This is a genomic window from Curvibacter gracilis ATCC BAA-807, assembly GCF_000518645.1.
Classification (GTDB): domain Bacteria; phylum Pseudomonadota; class Gammaproteobacteria; order Burkholderiales; family Burkholderiaceae_C; genus Curvibacter; species Curvibacter gracilis.
The window spans coordinates 61,273-78,647 of record NZ_JADZ01000004.1 but is presented as its reverse complement, the minus strand read 5'-3'; the positions used below and the strand labels follow the sequence as shown (position 1 = coordinate 78,647).

The 17,375-nt window shown below is 66.2% G+C and carries 18 protein-coding genes; 11 read left to right on the top strand and 7 right to left on the bottom strand.

The window, feature by feature from the left end; translation table 11 throughout:
- The first annotated feature begins 6 nt into the window (after positions 1–6).
- The 11 genes from L880_RS0100370 (at position 7) to L880_RS35380 (ending at position 11,003) form a co-directional block, all read left to right on the top strand.
- Positions 7–1,239 (top strand): SfnB family sulfur acquisition oxidoreductase, encoded by a 1,233-nt coding sequence (locus L880_RS0100370; protein WP_027473979.1) that lies wholly within the window; start codon positions 7–9, stop codon positions 1,237–1,239.
- Between the two features lie 32 nt (positions 1,240–1,271).
- A complete protein-coding gene (locus L880_RS0100365; RefSeq protein ID WP_027473978.1) occupies positions 1,272–2,891 on the top strand; it encodes an ABC transporter substrate-binding protein in 1,620 nt (539 codons plus the stop codon).
- Positions 2,892–2,958: 67 nt separating this feature from the next.
- Complete coding sequence (locus tag L880_RS0100360) at positions 2,959–3,984, top strand: ABC transporter permease (protein ID WP_027473977.1); 1,026 nt, start codon at positions 2,959–2,961, stop codon at positions 3,982–3,984.
- Positions 3,981–4,838 carry an ABC transporter permease gene (locus tag L880_RS31040; protein WP_157462518.1) on the top strand — a complete coding sequence of 286 codons (858 nt, stop codon included), beginning with the start codon at positions 3,981–3,983 and terminating at the stop codon, positions 4,836–4,838. The genes L880_RS0100360 and L880_RS31040 overlap by 4 nt, the downstream gene beginning before the upstream one ends.
- Entirely contained in the window at positions 4,835–5,881 is a 1,047-nt protein-coding gene (locus L880_RS36135) for an ABC transporter ATP-binding protein (protein WP_051442910.1), read from the top strand. The genes L880_RS31040 and L880_RS36135 overlap by 4 nt, the downstream gene beginning before the upstream one ends.
- Complete coding sequence (locus tag L880_RS36130) at positions 5,881–6,690, top strand: ABC transporter ATP-binding protein (RefSeq protein ID WP_051442909.1); 810 nt, start codon at positions 5,881–5,883, stop codon at positions 6,688–6,690. The genes L880_RS36135 and L880_RS36130 overlap by 1 nt, the downstream gene beginning before the upstream one ends.
- 191 nt (positions 6,691–6,881) lie before the next feature.
- Entirely contained in the window at positions 6,882–7,715 is an 834-nt protein-coding gene (locus L880_RS0100340; protein WP_027473975.1) for an ABC transporter substrate-binding protein, read from the top strand.
- A 145-nt stretch (positions 7,716–7,860) separates the two neighbouring features.
- Entirely contained in the window at positions 7,861–8,556 is a 696-nt protein-coding gene (locus tag L880_RS0100335) for an amino acid ABC transporter permease (protein WP_027473974.1), read from the top strand.
- On the top strand, positions 8,553–9,266 hold the full coding sequence (locus L880_RS0100330) for an amino acid ABC transporter permease (protein WP_027473973.1): 714 nt from the start codon (positions 8,553–8,555) through the stop codon (positions 9,264–9,266). Before L880_RS0100335 ends, L880_RS0100330 begins: the two co-directional genes overlap by 4 nt.
- Positions 9,263–10,027 carry an amino acid ABC transporter ATP-binding protein gene (locus L880_RS0100325; RefSeq protein ID WP_027473972.1) on the top strand — a complete coding sequence of 255 codons (765 nt, stop codon included), beginning with the start codon at positions 9,263–9,265 and terminating at the stop codon, positions 10,025–10,027. Before L880_RS0100330 ends, L880_RS0100325 begins: the two co-directional genes overlap by 4 nt.
- Before the next feature lie 514 nt (positions 10,028–10,541).
- A complete protein-coding gene (locus L880_RS35380; protein ID WP_245614850.1) occupies positions 10,542–11,003 on the top strand; it encodes a GNAT family N-acetyltransferase in 462 nt (153 codons plus the stop codon).
- A 422-nt stretch (positions 11,004–11,425) separates the two neighbouring features.
- Here L880_RS35380 and L880_RS34080 read toward each other — a convergent pair whose 3' ends face one another.
- The 7 genes from L880_RS34080 to L880_RS0100295 form a co-directional block, all read right to left on the bottom strand.
- Complete coding sequence (locus tag L880_RS34080) at positions 11,426–11,752, bottom strand: hypothetical protein (protein ID WP_019572788.1); 327 nt, start codon at positions 11,750–11,752, stop codon at positions 11,426–11,428.
- Between the two features lie 536 nt (positions 11,753–12,288).
- Complete coding sequence (locus L880_RS34700; RefSeq protein WP_084460848.1) at positions 12,289–12,780, bottom strand: GNAT family N-acetyltransferase; 492 nt, start codon at positions 12,778–12,780, stop codon at positions 12,289–12,291.
- A gap of 140 nt (positions 12,781–12,920) precedes the next feature.
- Positions 12,921–13,448: an acyl-CoA thioester hydrolase/BAAT C-terminal domain-containing protein gene (locus tag L880_RS36770; protein ID WP_084460847.1), complete on the bottom strand. Its 528-nt coding sequence runs from the start codon at positions 13,446–13,448 to the stop codon at positions 12,921–12,923.
- Positions 13,411–14,193: an acyl-CoA thioesterase/bile acid-CoA:amino acid N-acyltransferase family protein gene (locus tag L880_RS31030; protein WP_084460845.1), complete on the bottom strand. Its 783-nt coding sequence runs from the start codon at positions 14,191–14,193 to the stop codon at positions 13,411–13,413. The genes L880_RS36770 and L880_RS31030 overlap by 38 nt, the downstream gene beginning before the upstream one ends.
- Before the next feature lie 364 nt (positions 14,194–14,557).
- Positions 14,558–15,424, bottom strand: coding sequence for an ABC transporter ATP-binding protein (locus L880_RS31025; RefSeq protein WP_051442906.1), 867 nt, complete (start codon positions 15,422–15,424; stop codon positions 14,558–14,560).
- Positions 15,421–16,287, bottom strand: coding sequence for an ABC transporter permease (locus tag L880_RS0100300; RefSeq protein ID WP_245614849.1), 867 nt, complete (start codon positions 16,285–16,287; stop codon positions 15,421–15,423). The genes L880_RS31025 and L880_RS0100300 overlap by 4 nt, the downstream gene beginning before the upstream one ends.
- Positions 16,284–17,306, bottom strand: a complete 1,023-nt coding sequence (locus tag L880_RS0100295) for a taurine ABC transporter substrate-binding protein (RefSeq protein ID WP_027473968.1) — start codon at positions 17,304–17,306, stop codon at positions 16,284–16,286. The genes L880_RS0100300 and L880_RS0100295 overlap by 4 nt, the downstream gene beginning before the upstream one ends.
- Between the last annotated feature and the right edge of the window lie 69 nt (positions 17,307–17,375).

The window sequence follows — 17,375 nt, the reverse complement described above, 5'->3', positions numbered from 1 at the left end:
ACCACCGTGTCCACCACCATTGCTCAGCCCAGCCCCTCAGAAACCGGCGTTGCCGTGATCCGTGACGACGCCCACGCCCTGGCCGTGGCCCGCGAACTGGCCGCGGAACTGGCCCCCGGCGCGGCCGCACGCGACCGCGAACGCCGCCTGCCCTGGGCCGAGGTGGAGCGTTTTTCGCAGAGCGGGCTGTGGGGCATCACGGTGCCACGCAGCCACGGCGGGGCCGAGGTGTCGCACACCACGCTGGCCGAGGTCACAGCCCTGATCTCCGAGGCCGACCCGGCGCTGGGCCAGATCCCGCAGAACCATTTCTGCCTGGTGGATGCGGTGCGCCTGATCGGCAATGCCGAGCAGCAGCGCTTCTTTTTTGCCCAGGTGCTGGCCGGCCAACGGCTGGGCAATGCGGTGTCGGAGACCGGTACTGCCAACAGCAAGGTGGTCACCACCCGCGTCAGCCGCGGGCCGGACGGCCAGCTTCGCCTGAACGGCCGCAAGGCCTACAGCACCGGCGCCCTGTTGGCCCACTGGGTGCCCGTGGCGGCCCTGGACGACGATGACCGCGCTGTGCTGGCCTATGTGCCACGTCACGCCCCGGGCCTGCAGGTGGCTGACGACTGGACCGGCTTCGGCCAGCGCACCACCGCCAGCGGCAGCGTGACGGCCGAGCAGGTGCTGATCGAGCCGCTGCAACTGTTCGAACGGCACCGCCTGTTCGAGCCGCCGACCATCCACGGCCCTTATGCCCAGTTGCTGCACGCGGCCATCGACCTGGGCATTGCCCGCGCGGCACTGGCCGACCTGCGCCACTGGGTGCGCGAGCGCGCCCGCCCCTGGGCTGACAGCGGTGTGGCCCAGGCCAGCCAGGACCCACTGAGCCTGCACCGCATCGGCGAGCTGGTGATCCGGCTGCACGCGGCCGAGCTGATGCTGGAGCGCGGCGGTCAACGGCTGGACCGGGCCAAGGCCCTTGAAGGCAGCGCCGACAGCGCCCAGGCGGTGACCGAGGCCTCGATCGCCGTGGCCGAAGCCAAGGTGCTCAGCACCACCTTGTCGCTGGACGCCAGCAGCACCCTCATCGAGCTGGGCGGCACCCAATCCACGCTGGAAGAGCACAACCTGGACCGCCACTGGCGCAACGCCCGCACCCACACCGTGCACGACCCCATCCGCTGGAAATACCACGTGGTCGGCGACCACTGGCTCAACGGCAGCACGCCCCGGCGTCACGCCTCGCTGTGAACCCCCTCCAACGCCCCATCAGAGAATCCACCATGCAAAGACGATCCTTTCTGCACACCGGCGGCAGCGCCGGCCTGCTCCTGACCTCGCTGGGCGCCAGCCCCCTGGCCCTGGCCCAAAGCCGCACCGACAGCGTGCGTGTGCTGGCCGAAGGCACGCCCAATTCGCGCGACCCGCACGGTGAGGGCGTGAGCCGCGAATCGCTGGGCACCTTCACCAATGTGTACGACCGCCTGATCCAGTTCGAACGCACCCGCCTGCCCTCGGGCGTGTACCGTTACGACCACACGCGCTTTCGCGGCGAGCTGGCCGAATCCTGGGACAGCTCGGCCGACGGACGCGTGCTGACCTTCAAGCTGCGCCGCGATGCCCAGTTCCACGACGGCACGCCCGTCACCGCCGAGGCCGTGAAGTGGTCGCTCGACCGTGCCGTCAGCCTGCCCGCCTCGAAGCGCCAGCTGGCCACCGGCTCGCTGACCCAGCCCAGCCAGTTCACCGTGCTGGACCCCCACACCCTGCGCATCACGCTGGAGCGGGCCGACCGCTATACCCTGCCCAACCTGGCCCTCACCTTTGCCTCGGTGCTGAACGCCGAGCTGGTGCGCAAGCACGCCACGGCGGCCGACCCCTGGGGCACCGAATGGGTGAAGAACAACGCGGCCGGCGGCGGCGCCTACCAGATCGAAAGCTGGACACCGGGCCAGCAGATCGTCTACGCCCGCTTTGACAAATGGAAGAGCGGCGCGCTGCCGCAGATCCGGCGTGCCGTGTTCCAGGTGGTGCCGGCCGCGGCCACGCGCAGCGCCGCGCTGCAACGCGGCGACGCCGACATCGCCCTGCAACTGCCCCCGCGCGAGATCGACACCCTGGTGGAACAGGGCAAGGTGTTCGCCACCTTGATCCCGGTCACCAACACCTTCCGCTTTGTGGCCTTCAACACCCGCGCCAAGCCCTTTGACGATGTGCGCGTGCGCCAGGCCGTGGCCTACGCCCTGCCCTACACCAACCTGTTCCGCGGGGCCAGCCTGGGCCACGGGGCGGCCCTGTTCGGCGGCCCCGGTGGTGAGCCCAGGCAGGCCCATTTCCCCCAGCCCTACCCCTACGACACCCAGCTGCAGAAGGCCCGCCAATTGCTGGCCGAGGCCGGCCTGGCGCAGGGCTTCAAGACCAGCTTCAGCTACAGCGTGGGCGACGCCACCATCTCGGAGCCTGCCGCGCTGCTGATCCAGGAGGCCCTGGCCAAGGTGGGCATCGAGATCAGCATCGAGAAGGTGCCCGCTGCCCAGTGGGGCACCTTGCAGACCGAAAAGAAGCTGCCTTTCTTCATCGACACCTCGTCGGCCTGGTTCAATGAGCCGGACTACTTCTTCCGCATCTTCTTCCAGGGCGACTGGCGCTGGAACTTCGGCTCGTTCGACAACGCCGAGCTGGCACGGCTGCTAGAGCAGGCCCGCTGGGAAACCAGCAAACCCAAGTACGACGCCCTGATCAAGCGCGCCATCCAGATCGCCTGGCGCGAGCTGCCCATCCTGCCGCTGTGGCTGCCCACTTTCGAACTGGCCAGCGCCCCCGATCTGAAAGACTTCACCTACTACATCCATGGCCAGGTGGATTTCCGCACCCTGGTGCGCGGCAACGCCGGCAAAACCTGATGCCCTGCCCTGAGCCCCTCGCCCCCGAACGGCCGACGTGCACCCCACCATGCTGAGCGCGCCTTCCGTGCTTTCTGTTCTCTCCGTTCTTGGGCGCCGTGCCCTGCAGGCCGTGCCGGTGCTGCTGGGCGCCGCCCTGTTCACCTTTGTGCTGACCCGGGTGCTGCCCGGCGACCCAGCGGCCTTTCTGGCCTCAGGGCCCGGCGCCGGGCCCGAGGCGGTCGAGGCCATCCGCCATCAGCTGGGGCTGGACCGGCCGCTGCACGAGCAACTGGGCCGCTACCTGCTGGAGCTGGCCCGGGGCGACTGGGGTCAATCATTCACCACCGGGCAGCCGGTGCTCCAGGACCTGATGCAGCGCCTGCCGGCCTCACTGGAGCTGACCCTGCTGGCCTTTGCTCTGACCCTGCTGCTGGGCCTGTCGCTGGGCACCGCTGCGGCGCTGCGCCCAGGCTCGTGGCGCGACCACCTGTGCCGCGCCTGCTGCAGCATGGGCAGCTGCCTGCCGGCCTTTGTGGGCGGGCTGTGCCTGATCCAGCTGTTCTATGTGCAGCTGGGCTGGGTGCCTGAACCCATCGGCCGCTTCGACATGGTGCGGGTGCCGCCACCGCCTTGCACGGGCTTTCTGCTGATCGACACCCTGCTGGCCGGTGATCTGGCCGGCTGGCGCGTGGCCGCCGGCCACCTGCTGCTGCCGGCACTGGCCATGGCCTTATTCTCGCTGGCGCCCCTGGCCCGGGTGACGCGGGCCAGCCTGCTCACGGTGTTGGAAAGCGAGCCGCTGCGCACCGCCACCGCGCTGGGCCTGCCGCGGCGCCAGATCGTGCTGCAGTACGCCCTGCACAACGCGCTGCTGCCCATCATCACCACCCTGGGTCTGGTGTTCTCGTACATGCTGGGGGCCAATGTGGTGATCGAGAAGCTGTTTGCCTGGCCCGGCATCGGCAGCTACGCGCTGGACGCGCTGATGGCCGCCGACCATGCGCCGGTGCAGGGCTTTGTGCTGCTGGTGGCCGCCCTGTTCGTGGCCGTGAACCTGGGCATCGACCTGCTGTATGGCGTGGTCGACCCACGCACCCGACACCTGCAATGAGCCCACGCCCCAAGAGACTTCCCCAGGGAACCGCCACCCCGGCGGGTTTCAAGCTTCGCCTTGCCCTGCCCTGGCTGCCGCTGGCCGCCCTGCTGGCACTGGCCGTGGCCGGCCCCGCGCTGGCGCCCCAGGACCCCTTGCACACCGCGGTGGAGCAGGCCTTGCAAGCGCCCTCGGCCCAGCACTGGTTCGGCACCGATGTGCTGGGGCGTGACCTGTTCAGCCGTGTGCTGGCGGCCACCCGGCTCGATGTGCTGATGGCCTTGGGCGCCGTCAGCGCCTCAGCCACGGTGGGCACCTTGCTGGGCGCAGCCTCGGGCTTTGTGGGCGGGCGGCTGGACCGCTGGATGGGCCGCCTGGTGGATGTGTTGATGGCCTTCCCGCTGTTCGTGGTGGCGCTGGCCCTGGTGGCGGCCCTGGGCAACTCGGTCAGCAGTGTGGTGTGGGCCACCGCGGTGATCAACCTGCCTTTCTACCTGCGCCTGGCCCGTGCCGAAGTGGCCTCTCGGCGCGACGCGCCCTGGGTACAGGCCGCCCGCCTGGCCGGCTTGAGTGAATCCCGCGTGCTGCTGCAGGTGCTGCTGCCCAGTCTGTGGCCGGTGCTGGCGGTGCAGGTGTCGTTGAACCTCGGCTGGGCCATCCTGAACGGGGCCGGGCTGTCGTTTCTGGGCCTGGGGGTGCGACCGCCCACGCCCGAATGGGGCGTGCTGGTGAGCGAAGGGGCGCAGCACATCCTGAGCGGGCAATGGTGGCCTGCCCTGTTCCCGGGCCTGGCCCTGTTTGCGGCCATCTTCAGCTTCAGCCTGGCCGGCGACGCCTGCCGCGACCTGCTGGACCCCCGTCAACGATCATGAGCGTCAACCTGCACCCCGCCATCCACCCTGCGGTCAACCCGCCCTCCAGCCCCTTGCTGGAGGTGCACGACCTGAGCATTGGCTTTGCCACGGGCCCGGCCGACAGATCCGGCCGCCCCGCGCTGGCCACGGTCGAACGACTGAGCCTGCAATTGCAGCCCGGCCAGACCCTGGGCCTGGTGGGCGAGAGCGGATCGGGCAAATCGCTGTTGGCGCTGGCCGTGATGGGCCTGCTGCCGCCCACGGCCCGCATCCTGGGCGGCCGCCTGCGGGTGGCCGGGCAAGACCTGCTGAACGCCACGCCGGCCCAGTGGCAGCACTTGCGTCGCCACACCCTGGCCATGGTGTTCCAGAACCCGCGCCAGGCCTTGAACCCGGTGCGGCCCATCGGCCTGCAGCTGCAGGACGCCCTGCAAAGCCGCGCCCCCTTGAGCCGAGCCCAGGCGCAGGCCCAGGCCCTGGCACTGCTGGAGCAGGTGGATATCGACCAGGCCCCGGCCCGCCTCAAGGCCTATCCGCATGAGCTGTCGGGTGGCATGTGCCAGCGCGTGCTGCTGGCCCTGGCCCTGAGCCGCGAACCCCGTCTGCTGCTGGCCGACGAACCCACCACCGGGCTGGACATCACCACCCAGGCCGCCATCCTGAAGCTGCTGACCCGGCTGGCCAGTGAGCGCCACATGGCCACCCTGCTCATCACCCACAACCTGGCCATGGCGCGCCAGCATTGCAGCTACCTGGCGGTGATGCACGCGGGCCAACTGGTGGAGACCGGGCCTGCCGCCCAGGTGCTGCAGCACCCGCTGCACCCTTACACCCGCGGCCTGCGCGCCGCCACGCCCCAGCGCGGCCTGGCCCTGGGCGATCTGCAGGCCATGCCCGGCAGCCTGCCCGACCTGGGCCGCGCCGACCTGCCGGCCTGCCGTTTTGCCGAGCGCTGCCTGCAGGTGCAGACGCGTTGCGACACCCAGGCCCCCGAGTGGCGCCCCCAGGCCTCAGCCCCCTCGGGAGCCCTTCATCAAGCGGCCTGCTGGAGCCTGAACTGATGGCCTTGCTGGAAGTGGAATCGCTGGTGAAGACCTACCCCCTGCCCGCGGCCCCGGGGCAGCGGGCCGGGCGGGATCGGGCCGTGCTGCGCGCAGTGGACGGTGTCTCGCTGCGCATCGAGGCCGGCCAGGCCCTGGGCCTGGTGGGCGAATCGGGTTCGGGCAAATCGACCACCGCCGCGCTGGTGGCTCGTCTGGCCGACCCCGACAGCGGGCAGATCCGGCTGGACGGCGAAGACCTGGCCCGGGTGCCGGCACGCCGCGCCGCACGCGCGCCCTGGCGCGCGCAGGTGCAGCTGGTGTTCCAGGATGCGGCCGGCAGCCTGAACCCACGCCACACCGCGCAGGAGGCAATCGCGCAGCCACTGCAACACCTGGCCGGTCTGTCAGGCCAGGCGCTGCAGCGGCGGGTGCTGGAGGCCGCGGCCCTCGCGCAGCTGCCCGAGGCCCTGCTGCAGCGCCTGCCGCACCAGCTCTCGGGTGGGCAGGCAGCCCGCGTGGGGCTGGCGCGCGCCATCGGGGTACGGCCCCGCCTGCTGATCCTGGATGAGCCCACCAGCGCACTCGATGTGTCGGTGCAGATGGGCCTGTTGCAACGGCTGGACGCCTTGCGCCGCGAACTGGGCCTGAGCCTGCTGTTCGTCTCGCACGATCTGGAGGTGGTGCGCCTGCTGTGCCAGCAGGTGGCGGTGATGCGGCGCGGCCGCATCGTCGAGAGCGGCGTCACCGAGCAGGTGATGGAGGCACCGCGCCACCCCTACACGGCGCAGCTGATGGCGGCCTTGGGTGAGCTGGACGGCGCCGATTGACCGGCCATCCCGACTCGGCCCCCAGCCACTCCGGGCCCTGCAAAAGCCGCATCAGCTTATCTGAATTGCGTCGTTCTCAGGCGGGTTTGCTCTTTTTATGCTAGCGCCACTGCATTGACACACGGTGCCGCATGAGGGCATGCAGATGTGTCGACAGTGATCCAAACCAAGACTCTCTGGAGAACACAACAATGCGTCTGAGCGCTTTCATTTCCACCGCCATCCTGGCGACCACCACCTTGCTGAGCTCGGTGGCACACGCCGACCAACTGGCCGACATCCGCAAGAAGGGCGAGATCGTGATCGGCGTGCTGGGCATTGACGAACCCAACAGCTTCGTCGACCCCAAGACCCGCGAATTCATCGGCTATGAAATCGACCTGGCCCAGGCCATTGCCAAGAAGATCGGCGTGAAGCCGGTGTTCAAGCAAGTGGCGGTGGCTGCGCGCATTCCTGAGCTGCAGCAAGGCCATGTGGACATCCTGGCCGCCTCGCTGACGCACAACAAAGAGCGCGAGTCGCAGATCGACTTCTCGCTGACCACCTTCGTGACCGGCTCCAAGGTGCTGGTCAAGAAGAGCAGCGGCATCAACAACGTGGCCGAACTGGCCGGCAAGAAGGTCGTGACCGTCAAGGGCGGCACGCAAGAGCCCAACCTGCGCCGCGCCGTGCCCACCGCCGACGTGGTGACGTTCGAGAGCACGCAACAGGCCTTCCAGGCCCTGCAACAAGGCAAGGGCGTGGGCTATGTGAACGACGAAGCCTCGCTGATCGCCGACCACGCCAAGCTGGGCGCCGCCGGCAAGGACTACCAGATCCTGCCGCAGAACCTGAACGTCGAGCCCCTGGCCATCGGCATCAAGAAGGGCGAAGCCGGCGTGAAGTCGGCCATCGACGACACCCTGCGTGAACTCGAAAAGAGCGGCGAAGCCGAAAAGCTGTTCTTCAAGTGGTACGGCCCGGACACCCGCCTGAAGTTCCAGAAGCGCAACTTCAAGATCGATTCGGACAAGGTGGAAAGCTGAAGCCTTTCAGCACACACCCTGAACTGAACTGCTGCCGACCTGTGTGACAGCAGGCTCACGGGGCAGGCGCCCAGGCGCCTGCCCCGTTGCTACATGGGTTCTCGCACTTTCATCCCCTGCACATGACTTTTTTCCATTTCAGGCCATGCCATCCTTTGACCTGCAACTTCTGACCACCGGGCCCTACCACGAGATGCTGCTCGCCGGTCTGCTGCTGTCGCTGCAGCTGCTGGGCGTCACCCTGGTGCTGGCCCTGCCCCTGGCCGTGCTGATCGCCCTGGCCCGCCTGGCCAGCTTTGCGCCCCTGCGCTGGGCCGCCACCGCCCTGGTCGAGGGCATCCGCAACGTGCCCCTGCTGGCCCACATGCTGTTCTGGTACTTCGGCGCCCCCGAGTTCCTGCCCGATCCAGCCAAGGAATGGTTGTACAACCACAATTTCGAGGCCATCGCCGCCGTGGTGGCCCTGCTGCTGTACACCGCGGCCTTCATGTCGGAGGACATCCGCAGCGGCATCCGCGCCATCCCGGCGGTGCAGCTGGAGGCTGCGCGCGCGCTGGGCCTGGGCTTTCTGGGTGCGATGCGCCTGGTGGTGCTGCCGCAGGCGCTGCGCATCACCGTGCCGCCCCTGCTGTCGCAGACCTTGAACCTCTGGAAGAACACCAGCATCGCCACCGTCATCGGCACGGCCGAGCTGATGTACCAGGCCGGCAAGGTGGAGACCGCCACCTTCCGCAGCTTCGAGGCCTTTGCCTTTGCCACCGCCAGCTACCTCAGCGTGTCGCTGTTGATCACCGGCCTGGCGCTGGCCTACCACCACCGCTTTCCGACGAGGACCGCATGAGCTTTCTCGAGATGGTGGATACCTACTGGCTGTACTTTCTGGTCGGCCGCTACCCCGAGGGCCCGCTCGGTGGCCTGGCGCTGACCGTGTTGCTGGCCGTGAGCGGCCTGGTGCTGGCCCTGCCCGCCGGCCTGCTGCTGGGCCTGGGCCGGGTCAGCCCCTGGCCCTGGCTGCGCTGGCCCGTGACGGCGCTGGTGTTCGTGGTGCGGGGCACACCGCTGTTGATGGTGGTGTTCTGGGCCTACTTCTTCCTGCCCAGCGTGACCGGGCACAAGACCGACCAGTTCAGCACCATGCTGATCGCCCTGGCGATCTTCGACGGCGCCTACCTGGCCGAGATCGTGCGCGCCGGCATCCAGGCCTTGCCCAAGGGCCAGTTCGAGGCTTCGCGCTCGCTGGGCCTGAGCTACCTGGGCGCCATGCGCCTGGTCATCCTGCCGCAGGCGCTGCGCCACATGCTGCCCTCGCTGGTCAATCAACTGGTGTCGAGCATCAAGGAGACCTCGCTGGGCTACATCATCGGCCTGAGCGAGGTGTCGTTCATCGCCACCCAGATCAACACCCTGGTGTTCACCCTGCCGCTGCAGATCTACTGCCTGCTGGGCCTCACCTATTTTGTCTTGTGCTTCGGCCTGTCACGGCTGGCCTTTGTGCTGGAGCGCCGCCTGGCGGCACCGGCCCAGGGCGCGGCGCAGAAAGCCTCTTCATGATCGAATTCAAGAACGTCAACAAATGGTTCGGCGCCTACCAGGCGCTGGTCGATGTCAACGAACACATTACCCGTGGCGAGGTGGTGGTGGTATGCGGGCCTTCGGGCTCGGGCAAATCCACCCTGATCCGCACGCTGAACCGCCTCGAGCCCATCCAGCAGGGTGAGATCCACCTGGAGGGGCAGAACATCCACCGCGCAGGCCTGGACGTGAACCAGTTCCGCTCGGGCATCGGCTTTGTGTTCCAGCAGTTCAACCTGTTCCCGCACCTGACGGCGCTGCAGAACTGCACCCTGGCCCCGGTGCACCTGGGCCGGCTGAAACCGGCCGAGGCCCGCGAGCAGGCCCTGGCCCTGCTGGAGCGCGTGGGCCTGCGCCACAAGGCCGATGCCTACCCAGGCCAGCTGTCGGGCGGGCAGCAGCAGCGTGTGGCGATCGCCCGCGCCCTGGCCATGCGCCCCCCCGTGATGCTGTTTGACGAACCCACCAGCGCCCTCGACCCCGAGATGGTGGGCGAGGTGCTGCAGGTGATGCGCGACCTGGCACGCGACGGGATGACCATGCTGGTGGTGACCCACGAAATGGGCTTTGCCCGCGAGGTGGCCGACCGCGTGCTGTTCATGGACGCCGGCCAGGTGCTGGAGCGGGCCACGCCTGAGGCCTTCTTCAGCCAGCCCCAGCACCCACGGGCACGCCAGTTCGTGGCCGATATCCGGGGGTTTGGCACCGTGCCGGCCGCACCCGCTGCGGCTGCCGCCTGAACCCAGGGCCGCCAGCGGCGGCCTTTTTTTTGAAGCGCCGAAGGCCGAGCCCCGCTGTTGAGATTCGGTTGACGCTGAGCTGTTCTGATTGCGTTCTGAATTCATCAACGGGCCTAGGGGCTCCATGCGCGAGTGCCCGGGAATATCTCCTGTGAAAGGTCGGCTTTCGGGTGGTCACACCCCGAAGGTGCGCAGCCTGGTCAATACCGCCGGAGGCTTCTCCTACCCGCGATTCAAGCCTCTCGCCTCACGTTTTCACCTCCGGTTAGGATGGCTGATAGCGGCCGGGAGCGGCCTGTTGACCTCCATACGATCCGTTCTGCTCGTGCTTCAACAGTCTAAACAGGCCATTCCTTGCAAACCTATACTGCAAAACACTTCCAGGGGAAATCAGTGTCCGAAATATCCCGCATGGTCCTGTTTATTCTGCTGGTCTTGCGGGATACATCACTTTATGCGTCATGGGCTTCAAATTAGGGCCGGGCGGCCTGGCGATGCCGATCGCCTCGCTGTCTTGGCAACCCAGGTCTGGCTGCACACCTACTGCACCAACGGCGTCAACACCGAGGTTGCCCAGTACGTCCTGTCAGAACTCACGGTTGAGCGGTTTGCCGTGCGCCTGACTGAACCTCAGTCCCACATCCTCGTTGGCGAGTTCCAGGAGTGGCTCGTGGGCTTTGCCGCTGTTAGGTTTGGTGCCTCGTGTCCGTCCATTGCCAAGTCGACAGTTGAGCTACAAACGCTCTATGTTCAAGAGCACTTTATTGGTCAGGGCATCGGCAGGTCACTGCTCGAAGCCGCAGAAGCCAAGGCACGCGAGAAAGCCGCCGCCCCGCTGTGGCTGTCGGTCAATGCTCAAAATGCCCAAGCCATCGCCTTCTATGCTCGCCAGGGTTACAACAGGGTTGGAACCACCTACTTCGTCTTGGGCGAAGGTCGCCATGAAAACCACGTACTCATCGGCGGTGACGCGTAGGCACCGGGCACGATGTCTGAGAACGGCCAGAAGCAGCCCCTGACAAAGTCACCCGACATGACCATCTCGATAGATCGCTCTCAATGGTGTCGCCGAAGTCAACGCACGACGGGGCACTACGACGAGGATGCAACGGAATATGAGGGCATACGTTGTAAGTGCAGGCTGTGCACTCGCTCCTTTGTCTTCACCGCAGAAGAACAGAAAAACGCTTACGAAGTCGAGAAGCGATTCGTCTGGTATTTGCCAAAGCACTGCGAAGAATGTGCGTCACCTCGATAGCCAATAGAACGGCCCACTAAGGCATCCAGTCGGATATGGACACAGAGATTGGGGGGGCGTTGAACCCCGTTTCTTGCTGACCTGAGCTTCCGCTCAGGGCCCAGAGCGGCCAGCCGGCGACGCCCATAGCGGTCATGATTTCAGGTGAAATAGTCGTGAAAGACCGCCATTTCACAGTTCGCGACAAGCGCTCGATAAGGGAAAACTGCCCAAGGCGCCTCAACTCGCAAGTCCGACAAGCGGGCCAGAATAGAGCCTCGCATCGCTGGCTTCACGGCCTGGCGCCAGTCGAGCACCTGCCCCCAGGTCGAAGTTCCATTCAGGTGAACTGAAAACGCGGGAGTGCGCACGGATTCGACATATCTTTCGGGAAACAAGCGCTTGTAGGCTTCGATGTTGTACAGCCAAGAGATGCCCATGACGACGGTCGCATGGCGCTCTTGGCGACGGATGTGCTCGAACATCATTCGAAGTTCGCTCAACCTGGCCTCAACGTTCGCTGATGCCAGCGGACTGGCTTCGACGCTCTCTGGGGGAACGAAGTGCAGCCGGAGAATTCCTGATGTGTTCGGTGGGTCGTACGAGAAACAACCGAAGGCTGGACCCTGGCTGACCACGGGTCTGTCAGCGTAGAGCTTCGAACACATAGATAGAACAGCATCGTCTCTGTCTGTGGCTGATTGGTCGACGCAAGCGAGAAAAGTTCGCCAAGGGCCTTCCCCGTTCGGTCCGGTCAAACCAAATCGACGTCGCAGGTTGGTGCAGCGGTCTATCGCTTCACTTAAAGCCACGCGGGATTTGGATGCGTACTGCTTCGAGAACGCAAGTTGAAGGGAAAAATAGTCTTCGAACACGGCAGTCGAAAGTGAGCGTTAGTGGCTGGCTCGTGGTGCAATACACCGTCAGGTGGGGGCTGCTTCTGGCCGGATTCTGCCCGACGTCGGAGGGTGCTGGTGGGTCCGGAGCCGATATAGCGCGGCGCGGGAAGTTGCCATCCGCGGTTCTAGCTGGAGGACGCTTGGATTTCGTACCGCGCATACGAAGCGCTTCCTTTCCGAATGATGCTATGAAGCGTGAAGCCAAAGCCCTCGTAGAGGTTCCTCAAGCCTTCACGGTCTGCCATACAGTCGAGTCGAAGGTGAGCACGTCCAGCTCGCTCGGCCAAAATTCGTGCGTAAGACAGTAATTCGGTGGATACGCCGAGTTTTGCCCATTCTCGGCGTACAGCCAGCTTGTGAACGAAAGCAGAACTCCCCGCCCGTACGTCCGGCCAGAAATAGGCATCCTCCAATTCAAACTTCACAACACCAGCCAACTGCAGGCCATCTCGGGCGACGTGAAACAGCCCTGCGCCTACGTCTCGTAGAACACGCTCCGGACCGATTTCGGTTGCTGACCAGAGACTTTTGCCATCCCTGGCCAGCCATTGCTCTGCCTCAAGCAGAACACACACGATTCCGGGCACGTCCAACGGCTGCGCTTGCTCAATATTCATAAATGGTGGTGCGGATAGGCTGAAGCTTGGAAATTCTGCGCTGCGCTCGACTGACCGCCACCCTGAGCGGTCATTGAGCCTGCTCCAAATCGGTCATTGAGATGCGATAGATCCATGATGCAAATAGACCAGAGAAACGGTTAACGGCCCCCAAGTGCATGGCTCAGGAACTCAAGCATTCGAGGCCATGAATCTTGTCTCGCACGTGCAGTCCCCTCTGGCGTTCCACCCATGTCCATTTCTTCGCCCGATACCGGATGCTTCGACTTGAGCATGGTCGTTGGGCCGTTTGGCCAAGCGATGCTGTGTCCCGCATCTGCGTAAGCCAGATGCTTGACCAGATAGCGAAATCCGAGTCGTTTCAAGCGCTCGACAGCGAACTCCGTCAGTCCGGTAGACGGCCAAACCTTGTCGTCGACGCCACTAATCATCAGCACAGGTCCGTTGATGTTCTCCACCCGGATTGATGCCCTGTTCGCATACGCGGCATCCTTCAAGGGGATGAAGTACCAATCGAAACTACCTTCTCGTGCGTTGCCGGTTGCGAGCGCCTCGTCCCACTGCTCATAGGTCAGCGTCCTAGCGTAAGGAAGCTCCTGCCCACGTGAAGTCCAGGCTCCATGTCCGCTTTCAGCGGTACGCAGGCCAGAGAATGCCGCTGGGCACATACGCGACGACGGCCCGTATTTCAGGGAACGTCGCACCGAGAAGCAAGGCCAACTCTCCGCCTCGCGACACACCGATTGCCGCGATCTGGTCGGCCGCGATGCCAGGCTGTTCTTTCAGCCAGTCCAAGGCCGTGCCGAAGTATTCGAGCGGAATGCGGTCGAGCGTAGGCGGCAGGCCTTCGGCGCCGAAGTATGCGAGGGCTAGGGCAGCGTAGCCCCGTGATGCCAGCAGCGCCGCCGCCTCCTGGGACCAGGCCAATCCCCCGCCGGAACCACCGACCACAAGGACTGCGCTCTGGGGGCCGGGTCGATTGGGTTCAAACATCTTGCCGACGAGGCCCCTTTCTCGGACCTCCCTCGACAAAACCCGTTCGTCCATGTAGACACGCCTGATAGCTTGAGAGATTGGCGGCGCGCCGTCGTTCGTTTCTGCGGTAAGCGTTGCCGTGAGCGGGTCCATGCTCTGGCCCTCGTAGCCTTTGGCGAGCTCGGAAGACACTGGGGCGCGGGACCAGAAGAGCCCCATCGGGTCGACGCCCGTGTATGAGCCGGAAACAGGCGCTTGAGTGCTCAGGTCCACGACACCGTAGGAGTCTGCGAGGAAGACCGCCTCGGACCGCCACACAACATCACTAAAGCAACTCCACAGCTTCAGGTTCATCCGTTCGCCGGCACGAAGCCCCAGCACCCGGATCTGGAGCATCTCGTCCACAAGACATTGACGAGGCAGTGTGTCGAACTTCATGAAGTAGAGCTTGGGAGGACTGGTTTGGACGATTCTGGCCCTGATAGTTGTCAGTGAGCACGCGTCTGGCTTTGCTCAGTGGACGGCCAACAAGGAACGACTGCTCCTGGCCCCATTCTGCCCCCGCATCTCCCCGCCCGGCCAGCCTCCAGGCCTGAGCACCTTTCGCATGGGTGGGCCCTCGATACCAAACACCAGGGCCGCAGAGCCATCAGCCACGAATCCACTGCGGCGGTAAACGCTTCTGCTGTGCGCGTGCTCTGTGCGCGCAGTGCCTTGAAAACCGCCCGAGCCGCGTGACCTTCAAGGGCGGCAGGCAACGCCTTGCCCGCTTCAGGGCAGACACACCACCGCCCGGGCCGCCTCAGGCGGCGCGAGGCAGGGGCTGGGCTTCGGTGTCGGCATCGCGGGGTGCGGCCCCCGCCTCGCCATGCCGCAAGGCCTTCAGGATGCGCCGCTTGAGGCGGCCGTAGTCGGGTTCGGCCACCAGGTCTTCGAAGGTGCGCGGGCGCTCGAAGGGCACGGCCAGGTCTTCCTCGATGCGCCCCGGGCGGGTGGACATGATCAGCACCCGGTCGGCCAGGAACAGGGCCTCGTCCACATCGTGGGTCACGAAGAGCACGGTGGTGCGCTCTTGCTGCCAGATGCGGGTGAGCAGTTCTTGCATGGCCAGCCGGGTCTGGGCATCGAGGGCGCCGAAGGGCTCGTCCATCAGCAGGATCTCGGGCTGCAGGATCCAGGCCCGGGCCAGGGCGGCGCGTTGGCGCATGCCACCTGAGAGCTGCCACGGAAAGTGCGCGCCAAAGTCGGCCAGGCCCACCTGCGCCAGCAGGCGTCGGGTTTCGGCCTGCAGACGATCGCGTGGCCAGCCGGCCATGCGTGGGCCGAAGGCCACGTTGTCGGCCACCGACAACCAGGGGAACAGCGTGGGCTGCTGAAACACCATGCCGCGCTCGGCGCCCGGCCCGGTGATGGGGCGGCCATCGAGCTGCACCCGGCCCTGGTCGGCCCGCTCGAAGCCCGACAGCAGGTTCAACACCGTTGATTTGCCGCAGCCCGATGGGCCCAGCAGGCAGACGAATTCGCCCGCCGCCAGCGACAGCGACACCTGGTCGAGCACCAGGTGCCCGGCACCCTGGCCGCTTGGGCCGGCAAAGCGCTTGCTGACCCCCTGCAAGGAGATGCGGGCAGAAGCCGGGGCGGCCGATGAATCAGAGCGAAGTTTGTTCATGCGTCACGCCCCGCCCAAGGCACCAGGCGCCGCTGCGCGAGCAGCAGCAGGGCATCGAAAAGGTAGCCGGTGAGGCCCAGCAGCACGATGCCCAGCAAGACCACATCGGTGCGCAGGTAGGTGCCGGCATTGATGACCATCCAGCCCAGGCCCGCATTGGCGGCCACCATCTCGGCCGCGATCAGCGAAGTCCAGCCGATGCCCACCGACAGGCGCACGCTGGTGAAGATGCCGGGCAGCGCATCGGGCAGCAGCACGTGGCTGAACACCTGGCGCGGCGAGGCGCCCAGGGTCTGGGCGGCGCGGATGCGGGCCTGGCTCACGCCCTGGGCCGCTGCTGCAGCACCCACCACGATGCTGAGAAAGCTGGAGATGAAGATCAGAAAGAACTTGGCCCCCTCGCCAATGCCAAACCAGACGATGACCAGCGGGATCAGCGCGATCTTGGGCAGGGGGCGCAGAAACTGCACAAAGGGGTCGAACACGGCGGCCAGCGTGGGCCAGCGGCCCATGCCCAGGCCCAGGGGCACGCCCACGGCGATGGCCACCACAAAGGCGGCCACGGCCCGCCCGGCACTGATGGCCACGTGCTGCCACAACGGGGTCTGGCGGTAGCCGCTTTGCAGCAGCTCTTGCGCCGCCACCCAGATCTCACTGGGCGGGGGCAGCAGCAGCGGATCGATCCAGCGCAGGCTGCCCGACAGCTGCCACAGCGTCAGCACCAGGGCCACGGCGGCCAGGCTGATGCGGGCCTTGGGGCCCGGCCAGGCACGGCCGACAGCCAGGCGCCAGCCTGCCCGATGACGGGTGCGGCCGGCCTGCTCGGGCAAGGCAGGCCCAGCGGACAGTGATTCCAGGCTCACTTGCCGGCCGCAGCGCGCTGCAGGTACTGGGTGTTGAGGTAGGGCGCGTAGCTGTCCGGGATGTCGCCACGGCGCACTTCGCCGATCTCGGCCAGGAAGTTGGCCGTGTCCTTGTAGGCCCGGGCGATGCGCGAGTTGGCCTTGCTGGCGTCATGGCCGATGTAGGCCGGGGTCAGCTGCTCGGCCAGCGAGGGGTATTGCAGGCCGGCGAGCGTGCTGCGGGCCGTCTCCAGCGGGATGTCGAGGTGCTTGGCGATGGCTGCGGCCGAGCCTTCGGGGTCTTTCTTGTACTGGTCGACCTTGTCCTGGAACACGCGCAGGAACTTCACCACCAGCTCGGGGTACTTGTCGGCGAACTCCTTGCGCACCACGAAGTTGTTGAAGATCAGCACGCCGTCTTTCTGCAGGTCACGGGTGGCGAAGATCTCCTTGCCGCCACCGGCCTCCAGCTCCTGGGTGAAGGGGCCCCAGACATAGGCGGCATCGATGTCGCCGCGCTTCCAGGCCGACACGATCTCGGCCGGCTTGAGCGTGACCGTGCGGATCTTGCTGCGGTCGACCTTGGCCAGCTTCACCGCCACCTCGAAGGCGTACTGCGCGGTCGAGTTGGCCGGGTAGGCCACGGCGCGGCCTTCCAGGTCCTTCAGGCTGGCAATGCCCTGGCGGGCGATCAGGCGTTCGCTGGTGGCGATCACTTCGGGCACGCCGATCACCTCGATCGGCAGCTTGCGGGCGATGCCGGCCGCGGCCGGGCTGGAGCCGAAGCGGGCGATGTCGATCTCTTTGGCGGCAAACAGGGTCAGCACGTCGGCGCCCGAGGCAAAGGGCACCCACTTGACCCGGGCGCCGAAGGCCTTGTCGAAGGCGCCGTCGATCTTGCCCAGAATCCACACCCGCGGCCCGCCTGCATAGGCAAAGCGCACCTCATCGGGCACCGCCTCGGCATGGGCGGCCGCACCGGACAAGGCGGTGCAGGCCAGCAGCAGGGACAGGACTTGGCGGAACAGCTGACGACGCATGGGCGGGCTCACTCGGTAAGGGTTGAAAGGAGCGCCAGTCTAGGGAGCCCGCCCTCAGCCACCAAGCCG

Excerpts from the sequence above, each read along its gene's own strand:
- L880_RS31030 (WP_084460845.1), bottom strand. The coding sequence starts at position 14,193 with ATGAAGTTCGACACACTGCCTCGTCAATGTCTTGTGGACGAGATGCTC.
- L880_RS34080 (WP_019572788.1), bottom strand. The coding sequence starts at position 11,752 with ATGATGTTCGAGCACATCCGTCGCCAAGAGCGCCATGCGACCGTCGTC.
- L880_RS0100340 (WP_027473975.1), top strand. The coding sequence starts at position 6,882 with ATGCGTCTGAGCGCTTTCATTTCCACCGCCATCCTGGCGACCACCACC.
- L880_RS36130 (WP_051442909.1), top strand. The coding sequence starts at position 5,881 with ATGGCCTTGCTGGAAGTGGAATCGCTGGTGAAGACCTACCCCCTGCCC.
- L880_RS0100330 (WP_027473973.1), top strand. The coding sequence starts at position 8,553 with ATGAGCTTTCTCGAGATGGTGGATACCTACTGGCTGTACTTTCTGGTC.
- L880_RS0100335 (WP_027473974.1), top strand. The coding sequence starts at position 7,861 with ATGCCATCCTTTGACCTGCAACTTCTGACCACCGGGCCCTACCACGAG.
- L880_RS31025 (WP_051442906.1), bottom strand. The coding sequence starts at position 15,424 with ATGAACAAACTTCGCTCTGATTCATCGGCCGCCCCGGCTTCTGCCCGC.
- L880_RS36770 (WP_084460847.1), bottom strand. The coding sequence starts at position 13,448 with ATGTGCCCAGCGGCATTCTCTGGCCTGCGTACCGCTGAAAGCGGACAT.
- L880_RS36135 (WP_051442910.1), top strand. The coding sequence starts at position 4,835 with ATGAGCGTCAACCTGCACCCCGCCATCCACCCTGCGGTCAACCCGCCC.
- L880_RS0100365 (WP_027473978.1), top strand. The coding sequence starts at position 1,272 with ATGCAAAGACGATCCTTTCTGCACACCGGCGGCAGCGCCGGCCTGCTC.
- L880_RS0100325 (WP_027473972.1), top strand. The coding sequence starts at position 9,263 with ATGATCGAATTCAAGAACGTCAACAAATGGTTCGGCGCCTACCAGGCG.
- L880_RS31040 (WP_157462518.1), top strand. The coding sequence starts at position 3,981 with ATGAGCCCACGCCCCAAGAGACTTCCCCAGGGAACCGCCACCCCGGCG.
- L880_RS0100295 (WP_027473968.1), bottom strand. The coding sequence starts at position 17,306 with ATGCGTCGTCAGCTGTTCCGCCAAGTCCTGTCCCTGCTGCTGGCCTGC.
- L880_RS34700 (WP_084460848.1), bottom strand. The coding sequence starts at position 12,780 with ATGAATATTGAGCAAGCGCAGCCGTTGGACGTGCCCGGAATCGTGTGT.